The 15,077-nt window shown below is 72.4% G+C and carries 17 protein-coding genes; 9 read left to right on the forward strand and 8 right to left on the reverse strand.

From position 1 onward, the window contains the following. The first annotated feature begins 104 nt into the window (after positions 1-104). The 3 genes from B9O00_RS02280 (at position 105) to B9O00_RS02290 (ending at position 3,267) form a co-directional block, all read left to right on the forward strand. Positions 105-1,631: an acyl--CoA ligase gene (locus B9O00_RS02280; protein ID WP_085120795.1), complete on the forward strand. Its 1,527-nt coding sequence runs from the start codon at positions 105-107 to the stop codon at positions 1,629-1,631. A 25-nt stretch (positions 1,632-1,656) separates the two neighbouring features. Continuing rightward, on the forward strand, positions 1,657-2,643 hold the full coding sequence (locus tag B9O00_RS02285; protein ID WP_085120796.1) for a 2-dehydropantoate 2-reductase: 987 nt from the start codon (positions 1,657-1,659) through the stop codon (positions 2,641-2,643). Between the two features lie 243 nt (positions 2,644-2,886). Further along, positions 2,887-3,267, forward strand: a complete 381-nt coding sequence (locus tag B9O00_RS02290) for a helix-turn-helix domain-containing protein (RefSeq protein ID WP_085120797.1) — start codon at positions 2,887-2,889, stop codon at positions 3,265-3,267. Between the two features lie 36 nt (positions 3,268-3,303). On the opposite strand, the gene argB is transcribed toward B9O00_RS02290, so the two are convergent. From argB to rpmH, 7 genes are all read right to left on the reverse strand, one after another. After that, positions 3,304-4,212, reverse strand: coding sequence for an acetylglutamate kinase (argB, locus tag B9O00_RS02295; RefSeq protein WP_085120798.1), 909 nt, complete (start codon positions 4,210-4,212; stop codon positions 3,304-3,306). A gap of 79 nt (positions 4,213-4,291) precedes the next feature. Next, entirely contained in the window at positions 4,292-5,170 is an 879-nt protein-coding gene (locus B9O00_RS02300) for a hypothetical protein (RefSeq protein ID WP_085120799.1), read from the reverse strand. A gap of 40 nt (positions 5,171-5,210) precedes the next feature. Further along, a complete protein-coding gene (gene yihA, locus B9O00_RS02305; protein ID WP_179243907.1) occupies positions 5,211-5,894 on the reverse strand; it encodes a ribosome biogenesis GTP-binding protein YihA/YsxC in 684 nt (227 codons plus the stop codon). 2 nt (positions 5,895-5,896) lie between these two features. Further along, on the reverse strand, positions 5,897-7,843 hold the full coding sequence (gene yidC / locus B9O00_RS02310) for a membrane protein insertase YidC (RefSeq protein ID WP_085120800.1): 1,947 nt from the start codon (positions 7,841-7,843) through the stop codon (positions 5,897-5,899). A 10-nt stretch (positions 7,844-7,853) separates the two neighbouring features. After that, positions 7,854-8,216 carry a membrane protein insertion efficiency factor YidD gene (gene yidD / locus B9O00_RS02315; protein WP_235017016.1) on the reverse strand — a complete coding sequence of 121 codons (363 nt, stop codon included), beginning with the start codon at positions 8,214-8,216 and terminating at the stop codon, positions 7,854-7,856. Further along, complete coding sequence (gene rnpA, locus B9O00_RS02320; protein ID WP_235017017.1) at positions 8,213-8,602, reverse strand: ribonuclease P protein component; 390 nt, start codon at positions 8,600-8,602, stop codon at positions 8,213-8,215. The genes yidD and rnpA overlap by 4 nt, the downstream gene beginning before the upstream one ends. Before the next feature lie 20 nt (positions 8,603-8,622). After that, complete coding sequence (gene rpmH / locus B9O00_RS02325; protein WP_085120802.1) at positions 8,623-8,757, reverse strand: 50S ribosomal protein L34; 135 nt, start codon at positions 8,755-8,757, stop codon at positions 8,623-8,625. A gap of 169 nt (positions 8,758-8,926) precedes the next feature. On the opposite strand from rpmH, the gene B9O00_RS02330 reads away from it, so the two are divergent. Further along, positions 8,927-10,366, forward strand: coding sequence for a dihydrolipoyl dehydrogenase family protein (locus B9O00_RS02330; protein WP_085120803.1), 1,440 nt, complete (start codon positions 8,927-8,929; stop codon positions 10,364-10,366). Here B9O00_RS02330 and B9O00_RS02335 read toward each other — a convergent pair. Next, positions 10,363-11,196 carry an alpha/beta fold hydrolase gene (locus B9O00_RS02335; RefSeq protein WP_085120804.1) on the reverse strand — a complete coding sequence of 278 codons (834 nt, stop codon included), beginning with the start codon at positions 11,194-11,196 and terminating at the stop codon, positions 10,363-10,365. The two genes, B9O00_RS02330 and B9O00_RS02335, sit on opposite strands and share 4 nt — an antisense overlap. A gap of 91 nt (positions 11,197-11,287) precedes the next feature. Here B9O00_RS02335 and B9O00_RS02340 point away from each other — a divergent pair, with 91 nt between their 5' ends. The 5 genes from B9O00_RS02340 to B9O00_RS02360 are packed head-to-tail and all read left to right on the forward strand — an operon-like array spanning position 11,288 to position 15,076. Then, the gene (locus B9O00_RS02340; RefSeq protein WP_089229530.1) at positions 11,288-11,920 is read left to right on the forward strand and encodes a TetR/AcrR family transcriptional regulator; all 633 of its coding nucleotides are present in this window, start codon (positions 11,288-11,290) and stop codon (positions 11,918-11,920) included. Further along, positions 11,917-12,705, forward strand: a complete 789-nt coding sequence (locus B9O00_RS02345; RefSeq protein ID WP_085120805.1) for an enoyl-CoA hydratase/isomerase family protein — start codon at positions 11,917-11,919, stop codon at positions 12,703-12,705. Before B9O00_RS02340 ends, B9O00_RS02345 begins: the two co-directional genes overlap by 4 nt. 12 nt (positions 12,706-12,717) lie before the next feature. Continuing rightward, positions 12,718-14,271, forward strand: a complete 1,554-nt coding sequence (locus B9O00_RS02350) for an acyl-CoA synthetase (protein WP_085120806.1) — start codon at positions 12,718-12,720, stop codon at positions 14,269-14,271. Beyond that, positions 14,268-14,675, forward strand: coding sequence for a MaoC/PaaZ C-terminal domain-containing protein (locus B9O00_RS02355; RefSeq protein WP_200808372.1), 408 nt, complete (start codon positions 14,268-14,270; stop codon positions 14,673-14,675). Before B9O00_RS02350 ends, B9O00_RS02355 begins: the two co-directional genes overlap by 4 nt. Continuing rightward, entirely contained in the window at positions 14,672-15,076 is a 405-nt protein-coding gene (locus tag B9O00_RS02360; protein ID WP_085120807.1) for a hotdog family protein, read from the forward strand. Before B9O00_RS02355 ends, B9O00_RS02360 begins: the two co-directional genes overlap by 4 nt. Position 15,077 lies beyond the last annotated feature (1 nt).

The raw sequence follows: 15,077 nt of genomic DNA on the forward strand, positions 1-15,077 counted from the left end.
ACCTGGACCATGATCCGTTCCAATGTCCCAGGGGGCGATCCGCCGGTCGCATCGCCGCGACGCGACGGGCTCGCGCTCCAGCCAGTGCCGGGAAACGAGGCCGCATGACCGACTTACGCGAGGCCGAGAGCCTCTCCGCCCTGATCGCCGCCGGCAACGGCGACGCCCCCGCGCTGCTCGCCCCGGACCGGCCGCCGACCACCCGGGCCGGGCTCGCCCGCCAGATCGAGCGGATCGGCGGCGCGCTGGCGGCCCGGGGCATCGGCGCCGGCGACCGGGTCGCGATCGTGCTGGCCAACGGCCCCGAGATGGCCGCCGCCTTCCTCGGCGTCGCGGCGCACGCCACGGCGGCGCCGCTCAATCCGGCCTACCGGGCCGAGGAGTTCGCCTTCTATCTCGACGACCTCGGCGCCAAGGCGATCATCCTGGCTGAAGGCGTCGACAGCCCGGTGCGCGCCGTCGCCGCCGAGCGCGGCCTGCCGCTGCTTGAGCTGAGCGTGCCCGAAGGCGCCGCGGCCGGGGTCTTCGACCTGCCGGGCATGGCGGAGGCCGCCGCCGCCCGGCCCTCGGGCGCCGACGACGAGGCCCTGGTGCTGCACACCTCCGGCACGACCTCCCGGCCCAAGGTCGTGCCGCTGCTCCAGCGCAACCTGCTGGCCTCGGCCCGGCACATCGGCGACGCCCTGTGGCTGGGCCCCGCCGACCGCTGCCTCAACGTCATGCCGCTGTTCCACATCCACGGGCTGATCGCCGCGGTGCTGTCGTCGCTCGGCGCCGGCGGCAGCGTGGTCTGCACGCCCGGCTTCAACGCCCTGAGGTTCATGGCCTGGCTCGGCGAGTCGGGGGCGACCTGGTACACCGCGGTGCCGACCATGCACCAGGCGATCCTGTCGCGCGCCGAGCGCCAGCCCGAGGCCGCGCGCGGCGCCGGCCTGCGCTTCGTCCGTTCCTCCTCCTCCTCGCTGCCGCCGCAGGTCATGCTGGCCCTGGAGGAGACCTTCGGCTGCCCGGTCATCGAGTCCTACGGCATGACCGAGGCGGCGCACCAGATGACCAGCAACCAGCTGCCGCCCGGCCAGCGCAAGCCCGGCACCGTCGGCGTGCCCTCCGGCCCGCAGGTGCGGGTCGTCGACGAGGCCTGGGAGAGCGTGCCGACCGGCGCGGTCGGCGAGGTCGTGATCAAGGGGCCCAACGTGACGCCGGGCTACGAGGCCAACCCCAAGGCCAACGCCGAATCGTTCCGCGACGGCTGGTTCCGCACCGGCGACCAGGGCACCTTCGATGCCGACGGCTTCCTGACCATCACCGGCCGGCTCAAGGAGATCATCAACCGCGGCGGCGAGAAGATCAGCCCGCGCGAGGTCGACGAGGTGCTGCTCGACCACCCGGCCGTCGGCCAGGCGGTGACCTTCGCCCTGCCGCACCCGAAGCTGGGCGAGGAGGTCGCTGCCGCCATCGTCCTGAAGGAGGGCCAGAGCGCCGACGAGCGCGCCCTCAGGGACTTCGCGGCGACCCGCCTCGCGGACTTCAAGGTGCCGCGCAAGTGGGTCTTCCTCGAGGAGATCCCGAAGGGCGCGACCGGCAAGCTGCAGCGCATCGGCCTCGCCAAGCAGCTGGGTCTCGCGGAGTAGGGCGGCGGACGAGGGATTGGGCGGCATGAAGGTCTGCATCTACGGCGCCGGCGCGATCGGCGGCTATCTGGGCGTCCTGCTGGCCGAGGCCGGCGCCGAGGTCACGCTGATCGCGCGCGGCCCGCACCTGGCGGCGATGCGCGAGAAGGGCCTGACCCTGGAGATCGACGGCGGCGTCAGGACCGCGCGGGTCAGCGCGACCGACAGGCCTGCCGAGGCCGGCCCCCAGGACTACGTCGTCGTCACCCTGAAGGCGCCCTCGCTGCCCCAGGTCGCCGAGGACCTGCAGCCGCTGCTCGGCCCCTCGACGGCGGTGGTGACGGCGCAGAACGGGATTCCCTGGTGGTACTTCCACGCCCACGGCGGGCCCTACGACGGCCGGCCGCTCGAGCGGGTCGACCCCGGCGGCAGGCTGTGGCGGCTGATCCCGCCGGAGCGCTGCATCGGCTGCGTCGTCTATCCGGCGACCGAGCTGGTCGAGCCCGCCCGCATCCGCCACACCTACGGCAACCGCTTCATGCTCGGCGAGCCAGACGGCAGCCGCTCCGAGCGGGTCTCGGCCCTGTCCAGGCTGATGCTCGCCGCCGGCCTCAAGGCGCCGGTGCGTCCGCGCATCCGCGACGACATCTGGTTCAAGCTGTGGGGCAACCTCTCCTTCAACCCGGTCTCGGCGCTGACCGGCGGCACCCTGGAGCAGATCGCCGGCGATCCGGCGACGCGGGCGGTCGTGCGGGCCATGATGGTCGAGGGCCAGGCGGTCGCCGAGGCGCTCGGGGTCCGCTTCTCCCTGGACGTCGACAAGCGCATCGAGGGGGCCGCCGAGGTCGGCGCGCACAAGACCTCGATGCTGCAGGACCTCGAGCGCGGCCGGGCCATGGAGATCGACGCCCTGGTCGGCGTCGTCGCCGAGCTCGGCGCCCTGGTCGGCGTCGAAACGCCGACCGTCGACTGCGTTCTCGCCCTGGTAGAGCAACGGGCGGCGCTCGCCGGCTGCTACAGCCGACCGGCATAGAGTCCGGCCGCCGAGTCTCATAGGATTGAGTATTATTATCATTCGCTCATATGTGAGATACCAGTCACTTGCCGGGACTATTACTTCGGTTGCCTGAACATTAACGAATGGCAAAGCCTGCCGTGGCGTCGCGGGAAATCGCCTCGCCTTTGTAACTTTTCGTTGATTAATCCCGATGGCGGCGAGCATCATGTCTCGTCGTCGGTGTACAAGCACCTCTCACAATAACCACAGGTACACAGTGTGCTGAATACTCGGGATATCGAAGGAAGGATCGAACGCCACGTCGGGCGCCGGATTCGCGAGAGGCGAATTCTGCTCGGTCTGACCCAGCAGCGCCTGGCCGAGATGATCGGCGTCACCTACCAGCAGGCCCACAAGTACGAGCGCGGCATCAACCGGGTGTCGGCGGGCCGGCTCTACGAGCTGGCCCAGGCGCTCGGCGTCGAGGTCGGCTACTTCTTCGAAGGTTTCGACGCCCGCCAGCCCTGCGAACAGATGCCGGAACGCCAGCGCATGAGCCTCGACGTCGCGCGCAACTTCTCGCGGATCCGCGACGAGCGCAGCCGCGAGGCGCTGGCCCAGCTCTGCCGGGTCATGGCCGACGGTGCCCGCGAGATCTGACCGGAGCCGATCCCGGCGCGCCGCAGCCGGCGCCCGTCAGCGCTTGATCAGCGTGCCGATACCGCGGTCGGTGAAGATCTCCAGCAGCATGGCATGGGGCACGCGCCCGTCCAGGATGACCGCCGCCTCGACGCCCTCCTGGACCGCCTGCACGCAGGTCTCCAGCTTCGGGATCATGCCGCCCGAGATGGTGCCGTCGGCCTGCAGCCGGGCGACGTCCTCGACGGACAGCTCCTCGATCAACCGGCCTTCCTTGTCGAGCACGCCGGCGACGTCGGTCAGCAGCAGCAGGCGCGTCGCGCCGACCGCCCCGGCGACCGCCCCGGCCACCGTGTCGGCGTTGATGTTGTAGGTCTCGCCGCCGGCGCCGATGCCGATCGGCGCGATCACCGGGATCATGCCGGCCTGCTGCAGGTTCTCGAGCACCTGGGGATTGACCACGCGCGGCTCGCCGACGAAGCCCAGGTCGAGGATCTTCTCGATGTTGGATTCGGGGTCGCGCTTGGTGCGGCGCAGCTTGCGCGCCTGGATCAGCCCGCCGTCCTTGCCCGACAGGCCGATCGCCGTGCCGCCGGCCTCGTTGATCGCCGCGACGATCGACTTGTTGATCGAGCCGGACAGGACCATCTCGACGATGTCGACCGTCTCGGCGTCGGTGACGCGCAGGCCGTCGACGAACTCGCTCTTGACCGCGAGGCGCTTCAGCATGTCGCCGATCTGCGGCCCGCCACCGTGGACGACGATCGGGTTGACGCCGACCTGGCGCAGCAGCACGACGTCGCGCGCGAAGACGTCGGCCAGCTTCTTGTCGCCCATGGCGTGGCCGCCGTACTTCACGACGACGTTCTTGCCGGCGTAGCGCCGCATGAAGGGCAGCGCCTCGGTGATCGTCTCGGCGGTGCGCAGCCAGTTCTTGGTTTCGGCGATGTTGCGATGCGTCGTCATGCTGTCCTCCCCGCCGGACCCGCTTCCTCGGTCGGGGCGCACCATAGAGCAGAACGCCCCTGGACGGAATCGCCGACCGTCACCGCGGCGGCGGCGCGGCGGGCTGGCCGGAGGCGTGCAGGCGCAGGTAGTCCATGACCCTGGCGTCGCGCCACCCCTCGTCGCGATGCACCTCCGCCGCGCGCGCCTGCCGGCAGGCCGCGACCGCGGCCGCGGCGCCCGTCGCGACCGGCCCGGAGCCCAGGACCTGGCGGCCGCGGGCCTCGAGCTCGGCGACGATCTCCGGCGGCGGGACCGGGCCACCGGCGAGCCAGGCCTCGGACAGGGCGAAGCCGTCGCGACGGAACAGGTCGATCATGTAGTCGCTCGCCGACTGCAGCCGCGCCTCGCCGCCGGGAACGACCGAGACGATGGGCAGGATCGGGGCCAGGGCCGGCAGCGCATGGTTGGCGAAGACCCTGGCCCCCCAATAGCGCTCGGCGATCTCCGCGAAATGCTCCGGCCCGCGGATCGCCTCGAAGCCCGACTCCGGCAACGGCAGGATCTCGATCTTCGGCTTCGTCACCGTCACCGTGTCGTTGGCGACGTCGACATAGAGCCCGCCGACCTGCAGGGCGTTCTGGAAGTAGAGCCCCCGCAGGGCTCCCCAGATCGGCCGGATCACGCCGCCCTCGGCCAGGAACCGCCGGATCGCCCGCTCGACCGGGCCGTCGACGCGCGCCAGGCGCCCGCGGAAGCGCGCGACCACGTCCTCGGTGATCGGCTGGCAGCGGCCGAGCGGGTAGCTCTTCCCGGAGACCGGCCTGAGACGCGGTCCCAGGGCCGCGTCGGTCTCCCGGCGCAACGCCAGGAGCAGGGCCGACAGCTGGCCCTGGATCGGCCGCAGGTGGCGGGCCGTCAGGGCGACCTGCCGACGGGTGACCGGCGCCGGCTGCTGGGGCAGAAGGGGCACGGCCATCGGGCCGGCCGCTAGACGGCGACGCGAGCGGCCATGCCGCTCAGCCCGCGGCGGCGGGCAGCGCCAGCAAGGCGAGCTCGGCCCGCAGCTCGGCGATACCCTGGCCGCTCTCGGCGCTGGTCACCGCGACCGCCGGATGGGCCGCCACGTGCTTCGCCAGCTCCGCGGCGGTCGCCTCGGCGCAGCGCGAGAGTTCGTCCGGCTTCGGCTTGTCGGCCTTGGTCAGCACGACCTGGTAGGAGACCGCCGCCTTGTCGAGCGCGGTCATGACCTCGCGGTCGCTGTCCTTGAGGCCGTGCCGCGAATCGATCAGCAGCAGCACCCGGCGCAGCTGCGGCCGCCCCTTCAGGTAGGCCCGGGTCAGGCCGGTCCAGAGCGCGACGTCCTGCTTCGGCGCCTTGGCGTAGCCGTAGCCCGGCAGGTCGACCAGCATCAGCCGGCCGGCGAGGTCGAAGAAGATCAGCTGGCGCGTGCGGCCCGGCGTGTTCGAGGCACGGGCCAGGGTCTTGCGGCCGGTCAGGGCGTTGACCAGGCTCGACTTGCCGACGTTGGAGCGCCCGGCGAAGGCGATCTCCGGCCGGTCGGAGGCCGGCACGTCGTCCGGCTTGACCCCGGCCATGACGAAGTCGCAGCGCTGGGCGAACAGCTTGCGCCCGGCCTCCAGTTCCGCCCCGGAACCGTCCGGCTGCGCCTCGTCGGCCTCGAGCTCGCTGCCGGTCATCATGCCTAGCGCGACTTGTTGCGGCCCCGGCTCCGGCCGCCCTTCTTGGCGGCCTTGCCCCCGTTGCCGGAATCGTTGGCAGCCTGGAGCGCCGGCGTCGGCGGCGTGTCGTCGGGCTTGGCCGGCGGCTTGCCGCCCTTGGAGGCGGCGCGGGTGCCGGCCTTGGTCGGCAGCATGTTCTGCTTGCCGCCGAAGGGCACGCCCTGGCGCTTCATGATGATCGCCTGCTGGGTCATCGAGAGCGTGTTGTTCCAGCTCCAGTAGATCACCAGGCCGGCCGGGAAGTGCGCCAGCAGGAAGGTGAACATGATCGGCATGAACATGAACAGCTTGGCCTGCACCGGGTCGGCCGGCTGCGGGTTGAGCCGCTGCTGCAGGAACATCGTCGTGCCCATGATCAGCGGCCAGACGCCGAGGTTCAGCACGTTGAGCGCGCCCAGCTCGGGACGGTCCCAGGGCAGCGCGCCGAAGAGGTTCAGCACCGTCGTCGGGTCCGGCGCCGAGAGGTCGTGGATCCAGCCGAAGAAGGGCGCGTGGCGCATCTCGATGGTGACGAAGAGCACCTTGTAGAGCGAGAAGAACACCGGGATCTGCACGACCACCGGCAGGCAACCGCTGATCGGGTTGGCGCCCTCCTTCTTGTAGAGCGCCATGACCTCCTGGTTGAGCCGCTGCTTGTCGTCGCCGAAGCGCTCGCGCAGCTGCATGATCTGCGGCTGCAGCTTCCGCATCTTGGCCATCGACTTGTAGGACTTGTTGGCCAGCGGGAAGAACAGCAGCTTGACCCCGAGCGTCAGGATCATGATGGCGATGCCGAAGTTGCCGACGACGCTGTGCAGCCAGTGCAGCGCCAGGAAGATCGGCTTGGTCAGGAAGTAGAACCAGCCGAAGTCGACGGCGCGGTCGAACTTGTTGATGCCGTACTCGTCCCGGTACTGGTCGAGCAGGTTGACGCGCTTGGCGCCGGCGAAGAGGCGGCTGGTCGACTGCAGCGAGCCGCCGGCCGGGACCGTCTTCGCGTCGTAGAGGAAGTCGGCCTGGTACTTGTTGATGCCGCTCTTGTCGCTGTAGACGAAGCGGCCGGTCACCGCGCTCTGCTGGTCGGGCACCAGCGTCGCCATCCAGTACTTGTCGGTGATGCCGATCCAGCCCCCGGTCGAGGGGTAGCTGATCGTGCTCTCCTCGCGCAGCTTCTTGTAGGCGACCTCCTTCAGGGTGTCGCCCATCACCCCGATCAGGCCCTCGTGCAGCAGGTAGTAGCCGCTGGTCGGCGGCGTGCCGCTGCGCGACACCAGCCCGAAGGGCGCCAGCTGCAGCTCCTGGCCGCTGGCGTTCTTCACCTTCTGGGTCACGGTGAACATGTAGTTGTCGTCGACCGCGTAGGTCTGCTCGAAGGTCAGGCCCTGGCCGTTGTCCCAGGTCAGGGTGACCGGGGTCGAGGGCGTCAGGGTCTGATTGTCGGCCTGCCAGCGCGTGTCGGGGCCGGGCAGGTCGACCGACTTGCCGACGGCGGTCCAGCCGAAGTCGGCGAAGTAGGAATCCGCGGTGCCGCTGGGGTTGAGCAGCACGATGTTCGGGCTCTTCGGATCGACGGTGTCGTGGTAGCGCTTCAGCACCAGGTCGTCGAGGCGCGCACCGACCAGCGAGATCGAGCCGGTCACCGTCGGCGTCTCGATCATGATCCGCGGGCCCGCCTTCAGCGCCTGCTCGCGGCTCTGCAGCTTCTCGATGCTGCCGGCCCTGGCCGTGGCGTCGAGCGCCTGGGTCGAAGCCGGATGGTCCGCCGTCGATCCGGAGGCCGGGGCGGCCGGCTGCATGTCGGCCTGCTCGCTCGCCTGCTGCTGGGCCGGCTGCTGTTTCTCCGGCGAGGCGAAGAAGAACTGGAAGCCGAACAGAATGGCTACCGAGAGAGCGATCGCCAGAAGCAGATTGCGCTGGTTATCACCGTCCATCGTGCGTCTCTCAAACCTTCTGTTCGTGTGCGGGCTGGCTGACGGCCGCGCTCCCGGAGCGACCCGCCCCGGAACGACCCGCCCCGGAACGATCAGCGGCGCGGCCCGAGGCATCGCGCGATCGGCGCGGCGCGGGGACGGGATCGTATCCACTGCCACCGAACGGATGGCAACGGACGATCCGACGCAGGCCATAGCCCAGTCCGACGACCGGCCCGTGCAGCTGGATCGCCTCGATCGTGTATTCCGAGCAGCTCGGCGCGAAGCGGCAGCGCGGGCCGAGCATCGGAGACAGCGTGTAGCGGTAGACCTGGACCAGGCCGACCAGCAGGAGGCCGACGCCGCGGCCCAGGAGGGTCAGCAGGCCCGTCACGACCGGGCTTCCCGTCGTCCGCCGCGCGGGCGGTCCGCCGACGGCCGGGCCGGGCGGCCGGCCACGACCCGCTCCAGCGCCGTCCTCAGGTCCTGCTCCAGCGCGTCGAACGGCCGGGTCACGGTGCCGGCGCGCGCGATCAGCACGTAGTCGGTGCCACTCTGCCCGGCCTCCGGCAGCCATCGCTCGGCGAGCGCGCGCAAACGGCGCCGCGCCCGATTGCGCGCGACGGCGCCGCCGACCTTGCGGCTGGCGGTCAGGCCATAGCGGGGAGCTCGTCCATCGTCGGGCCGATGCAGCGCCTGGAGCACCAGGCCGGGCATCGCCCACTTTCGACCCTGCCCGGCGACCTCGAGGAACTCGCCCCGTCGCTTCAGCCGTTCCACACCGGGCACCGGCCGAGACCTCAGGCAGACAGGCGCTTGCGGCCCCTGGACCGACGGCGTGCAATGACCTTGCGGCCGCCCACGGTCGCCATGCGGCTGCGGAAGCCGTGGCGACGCTTGCGGACGAGCACGCTGGGCTGATACGTGCGCTTCACGTTTGTTACTCCGAAATCCAAGCGTTTCGCGGAATGCGCGGCTGTATAGAAGTGGCGCGAGCCGGTGTCAACGTAAAGCGGCCTGCGGCACCCGGGCCCGCAGCGTCGTTGCCGCGGTCCCGCCGTAGCCCCTAGATAGGGACGGGCAGCAGCGAGGGGAAGGACGCAGATGGCCGGAGCGACCGCCGAACGGCTGGAGGCCGACCTCTGCGTGGTCGGCGCCGGCTCGGCCGGCCTGTCGATCGCCGCCGGCGCCAGCCAGCTCGGCGCCCGGGTCGTGCTGATCGAAGCGGGCGCCATGGGCGGCGACTGCCTCAACGTCGGCTGCGTGCCCTCCAAGGCGCTGATCGCCGCCGCACGGGCCGCGACCCTGGGCGAGCGCGCCGCCGGGCTGGGCGTCGCCTACGGCCCGCCGGCGATTGACTTCGCCGCCGTCATGGGCCACGTCCACCGCACGGTCGCGGCGATCGCGCCGGTGGATTCCGAGGAGCGCTACAGCGCCATGGGGGTCACGGTGCTGCGGGGCCGGGCCTGCTTCCTCGACCCGCGCACGGTCGCCGTCGGCGAACGGCGGATCGCGGCGAGGCGCTTCGTGCTGGCGACCGGCTCGCGCCCCTTCGTGCCGCCGCTGCCCGGTCTCGACGCCGTCCCCTACCTGACCAACGAGACGGTCTTCGCGCTCGAGGCGCTGCCCCGGCACCTGCTGGTGCTCGGCGGCGGCGCCATCGGCTGCGAGCTCGGCCAGGCCTTCCGGCGGCTCGGCGCCGAGGTCTCGATCGTCGAGCAGGGCCGACTGCTGGCCGGGGAGGACCCGGAACTGGTCGAGCCGCTGCGCCGGCGCCTGCTGGCCGAGGGCGTCGCGCTGCGCGAGGGCGCCCGGGCCGAGCGCGCCGAGGCCGCGGCCGGGGGCCTGCGCCTGACCCTGGCGACGGAGGCCGGCGCGGAGACGCTGGAGGCCAGCCACCTGCTGGTCGCCGCCGGGCGGCGCAGCGACTTCGCCGGGCTCGGCCTGGACGGCGCCGGCATCGCGCTCGACGAGCGGGGCCGGCTGCAGCTCGACGGCCGGCTGCGCACGACCAACCGGCGGGTCTTCGCCGCCGGCGACGCCGCCGGCGGGCCCTGCTTCACCCACCTCGCGGGCCATCACGCCGGCGTCGTCCTGAAGAACGTCCTGTTCCGCCTGCCGGCCGGGCCCGAGCGCCTGGCCGTGCCGCGCGTCACCTACGCCGAGCCGGAGCTGGCCCAGGTCGGCCCGACCGAGGCCGAGCTGCGCGCCCAGGGCCGTCGCTTCGAGGTCCTGCGCAGCGCCTTCTTCGAGAACGACCGGGCGCAGTGCGAGGGCGAGACCGAAGGGCTGGTCAAGGTCCTGGTGACGCCCCGCGGCCGGGTGCTCGGCGCCGGCATCGCCGGGCCCCAGGCCGGCGAGCTGATCCTGCCCTGGGTGCTGGCGGTCAAGCGCGGCATGAAGGCCGGCGACCTCGCCCAGGCGATCGTGCCCTACCCGACCCGCTCGGAAGCGAGCAAGCGCGCCGCCGCCGGCTACTTCCTGCCACGCCTGTTCAGCGAGCGCAGCCGGCGCCTCGTCCGGCTGCTTCGGCGGCTCGGCTAGAGGCGCTCCAGGAAGGCCGCGAGCCGCGCGTCGAAGGCCGCCGGCTGCTCCAGGTGCGGGGCGTGGCCGGCCCGCTCGATCACCGAAAGCTCGGCGCCGGGGATCGTCCCGGCCAGCCATTCGGCCGTCTCCGGGCCGTAGAGCTGGCTCCCGGCGCCGCGCAGGATCAGGGTCGGCAGGTCGAGGGACGGCAGGATCGCCCGGTAGTCGGCGGCGCTGATCGCGCGCCACAGCGCCGCCATGGCAGCCGGGTCGCAGCCGCGCATCGAGGCGCCGACCCGCTCCAGCAACGCCGGGTCGGGCGCCCGTCCGGCGGCGAAGACGCTCGGCAGGAAGGTCTCGACCCAGTAGTCCCAGTGCGCGCGGATCGTCGCCGCCGCCTTCTCGGCCTGGCTCTGGCGGTAGCCGCCGAGCAGGCCGAGCTTCCAGTCGGTGTCGTTGGCGACGCGCGGCGTCATGTCGAGGACGACGAGGCCGCCGAGTGCGCCGCTGCCCCGCCGCCGCAGCAGCTCGAAGGCGACCAGCGCGCCCATCGACCAGCCGAGCACGACCGGCGCCGGCCCGTCGAGCTGCGCGAGCAGCGCCTGCAGGTCGTCGGCCAGCAGCCCGATGTCGGGCGCGTCGCCGGCCCGCCAGGAGTGCCGATGGCCGCGCAGGTCCGGCGCGATCACCCGCCGTCGCCCCGAGAGCGCCGCGAGCTGCCCCTCGAACAGCCCGCCGTCGCAGCCCCAGCCGTGCAGCAGCACCAGCGGCCGGCCGGCCGGGCGGTCCCGGGGGCCGGCGTCGAGATAGCTGAGGCGGCGGCCGTCGCCCGCGTCGTAGCTCGGCATGGATTTCGTCTCGAAAGGCGTGGTCGGCCGTTGACAGCCGGCCTCTTTGGACCGAACATGACACCTGAGTCAGGTTTCATAAAAGCAAAAAATGACGATGCTGGGAGAGAAGACGCCGAAGACGGCCCGCGGCCGCCGTACGCTCCGGAAGATTCTGGACGCGGCGGAGCAGGAGTTCGGCGCGCGCGGCTTCCACGAGGCCTCGGTCGCCAGCATCACGGCCAACGCCGGCGTCGCCCAGGGCACCTTCTACCTCTACTTCGACAGCAAGGAGCTGCTGTACCGCGAGCTGGTCGCCGACCTCGGCTCGCGCCTGCGCGGCTACCTCGCCGAGGCGGTCGCCGACGCGCCGAGCCGCGCCGAGGCCGAGCGCCTGGGCCTCGCCGCCTTCATCGGCTTCGTGCGCGAGCACGGCAACCTCTACCGCATCGTCATGGAGAGCCAGTTCGTCGATCCCGAGGCCTTCCGGCTCTACTTCATGGACTTCGGCGCGGCCTACCAGGCCGGTCTTGACCGAGCGGTACAGACCGGCGAGGTGCGCGCCGGCGAGACCGAGGGCCGCGCCTGGGCGCTGATGGGCATCTCGCTCTTCGCCGGCCTGCGCTACGGCATCTGGGAGCCGGAGCGCGACATCGGCCCGCTCGTCGACTCGATCACCGACATGATCGCCCGCGGCCTGGCCCCTTCGCCGGTCGCCGCGCCGGCCGGGGAGGAGCCGCGATGAGCGGCCGGCGCCGGCTGGTGCGGACGACCCTCGCCGGGGGCGTCGCGCGCCTGACCCTCGACCGGCCGGAGCGCCACAACAGCCTGGTCCCGGAGCTGCTCGACGACCTGCTGGCCGCCATCGAGGCGCTCGCCGACGAACCCTCGGTCCGTGCCGTGGTGCTGGCCGCCGAGGGCCGCAGCTTCTCGACCGGCGGCGACGTGCGGGCCTTCCACGACCAGCCGGACGAGCGCCTGCGCGACTACGCCGCCGGGCTGGTCGGCCGGCTCAACCGGACGATCCTGGCGCTGCTCGGCCTGCCGCAGCCGGTCATCGCGCGGGTCCAGGGACCGGTGACCGGCGGCTCGCTCGGCCTGGTGCTGGCGGCCGACCTGGTGGCGGCGACGCCCGAGGCCTTCTTCGCGCCCTACTACGTCACGGTCGGCTTCGCCCCCGACGGCGGCTGGAGCGCCCTGCTGCCGGAGCGCATCGGCCTGCAGCGGACCCGCGAGATCCAGCTGCTCAACCGCCGGGTCGGCGCCGCCGAGGCCCGGGCCCTGGGCCTGGTCACCGAAGTCGTCGAGGCCGGGGCGCTCGACGCCTGCATCGCCGGCTGGCTGGCGATCCTGGAGGGCCACGTCGCGAGCGGCCTGCGCGCCGCCCGGCGCAGCCTGCTGACGGACGCGCGGCGGGCCGCCTATGCCGCCGGCCTGGAGGCCGAGCGCCAGGCCTTCCTGGCCGAGGTCGCGCGGCCCGAGACGCGCCGGGGCATGGCGCGCTTCCTCGGCGCGCGCGCGGCCGGCTAGCGGGAGGGAACGATGTTCAGCCTGCTCGACATCGCCGCCAAGCGCGCCGAGCTCTCGCCGGACAAGACCGCGCTGGAGGAACTCGTCTCCGGCGCCCGGATCAGCTACCGCGAACTCGACCGGCGCGCCTGCCGCTTCGCGGCGGCGCTGCGCGGCCTCGGCCTCGCCGAGGGCGAGCGCATCGCGATCCTGAGCCACAACCGCGCGGCCTTCTTCGAGATCCTCTTCGCCTGTGCCAAGGCGCGCGTCGTGCTGGTGCCGCTGAACTGGCGCCAGACCGTCGCCGAGCTGGCGCCGCTGCTCGACGACTGCAGGCCCCGCCTGCTGCTGCACGACGCGCCCTGCGCCGCGCTCGCCGAGGCCCTCGGGCAAGCGCGGCCCGGCCTGTCCCTGCTGGCCGTCGAGGAGGAAGGCACGGGCCCGCGCCCCGGCAGCTACCAGGCCCTGCGCGACAAAGCGGAAGAGCGCCGCGACTGGGATCCGGTCTGGCCGGCCGAGGGCCTCTGGTACCTGCTCTACACCTCCGGCACGACCGGCCGGCCGAAGGCGGTGATGCAGACCTTCGGCATGGCCCACGCCAACTTCGTCAACCTGGCGAGTGCCATCGACCTGACCGCCGGGGACGTCACGCCGAACTACCTGCCGCTGTTCCACACGGCCGGCATCAACCTGCACAGCCTGCCGACCCTGATCGCCGGCGGCACGGTCAAGGTGCTGCCCGGCTTCGACGCCGAGCGCTTCCTCGATCTCATCGAGTCGGGCGGCGTCACCGCCCTGCTCGCCGTGCCGGCGATCTACCACGCGCTCGCCGCCCTGCCGCGCTTCGCCGCGGCCGATCTCTCGAAGGTGCGCTCCTGGTCGAGCGGCGGCGCGCCGCTGCCGGCGACGATCAGCGCGCTCTATGCCGCACGCGGCGTCACCCTCTGCCCGGGCTACGGCATGACCGAGACCGGGCCGACGACCTTCCTGACGCGGCCCGAGGAGGCGCTCTGCAAGCCGGGCTCGGTCGGCCGGCCGCTGCTGATGACCCAGTGCCGCATCGTCGGGCCTGACGGCCGCGACCTGCCGCCGGGCGAGGCCGGCGAGCTGCTGCTGCGCGGCGCCAACGTCACGCCCGGCTACTGGAACCGGCCGGACGCCACGGCCGAGACGATCGACCGCGCGGGCTGGCTGCGCAGCGGCGACATCGCGCGCGCCGACGCGGAGGGCTTCGTGTTCATCGTCGACCGGATCAAGGACATGTACATCTCGGGCGGCGAGAACGTGTACCCGGCCGAGGTCGAGGCCGCGCTGCTCGGCCATCCCGAGGTCGCCGAGGTCGCGGTCGTCGGCATTGCCGACGAGCGCTGGGGCGAGGTCGGCCGCGCCTATGTCGTGCCACGGCCCGGCGGAAGCCCCGACGAGGCCGGCCTGCGCGCCTGGTGCCGCGAGCGGCTGGCCGGCTACAAGGTGCCGAAGAGCGTGGTGCTGGTCGAGGCGCTGCCGCGCACGCCGGCCGGCAAGGTCCAGAAGCACCTGCTGCGCGCCCGCGGCACCGAGCCCGCACGACAGGAGGCCCCGGTATGACTGGAGGCATGACCGGGCTGCCGCTCCGCGTCTCGCGGGTCTTCACCCAGGCCGACTTCGACCGCTTCGCCGAGCTCAGCGGCGACGACAACCCGATCCACGTCGATCCGGCCTTCTCGGCCGAGACCCGCTTCGGCCGCACCGTCGCCCACGGCATGCTGCTCTATGCTGCCCTCTGGGGCCTGATCCGCGGGGTCTTTCCCGACGCGATCCAGGAGAGCCAGGATCTGATGTTCCCGGCGCCGACCTACGCCGACGAACCGGTGTTCCTGGAGGTCGACCTGCTGGAGCGGCCCGAGCCGGATCGCCTGGTGCTGGCGGTCCGCGTGCTGAGCGGGCGCGCCGGCGCCCCGACCCTGGAGGGCCGCACGCGCATCCGCCTGGCCGGGGGAGCGACGCCGTGAGCCGGAACCTGCAGGTCGGCGACAGGGCCGCCGTCACCCGCGCCTACACGGCGGCCGATCTCGCCGGCCTGGCCGAGCTGGCCGGCCTCGAGGGTGCGCCGGGCGAGGCCGTGCCCGAGCCGCTGATCGGTGCGCTCTTCTCCTACCTGCTCGGCCGCGAGCTGCCGGGCTTCGGCACCAACTACCTGAAGCAGGAGCTGCGCTTCCTGCGCCCGGCGCGGCTCGACGAGCCGCTGACCGCGACGGTCGAGATCACCCGCATCCGGCCGGACAAGCATCTGGTCGACCTTTCGACGACCTGCAGCGCCGCCGACGGCACGCTGCTGTGCGAAGGCCGCGCCCTGGTCCTGGTCAGGGACGTCGGACACGAAACAGGGAAAAGCAGCAAGGGAGAGACGTGAC

Origin of the sequence: Tistlia consotensis USBA 355 (assembly GCF_900177295.1) — a bacterium.
In the GTDB taxonomy this organism is placed as follows: domain Bacteria; phylum Pseudomonadota; class Alphaproteobacteria; order Kiloniellales; family DSM-21159; genus Tistlia; species Tistlia consotensis.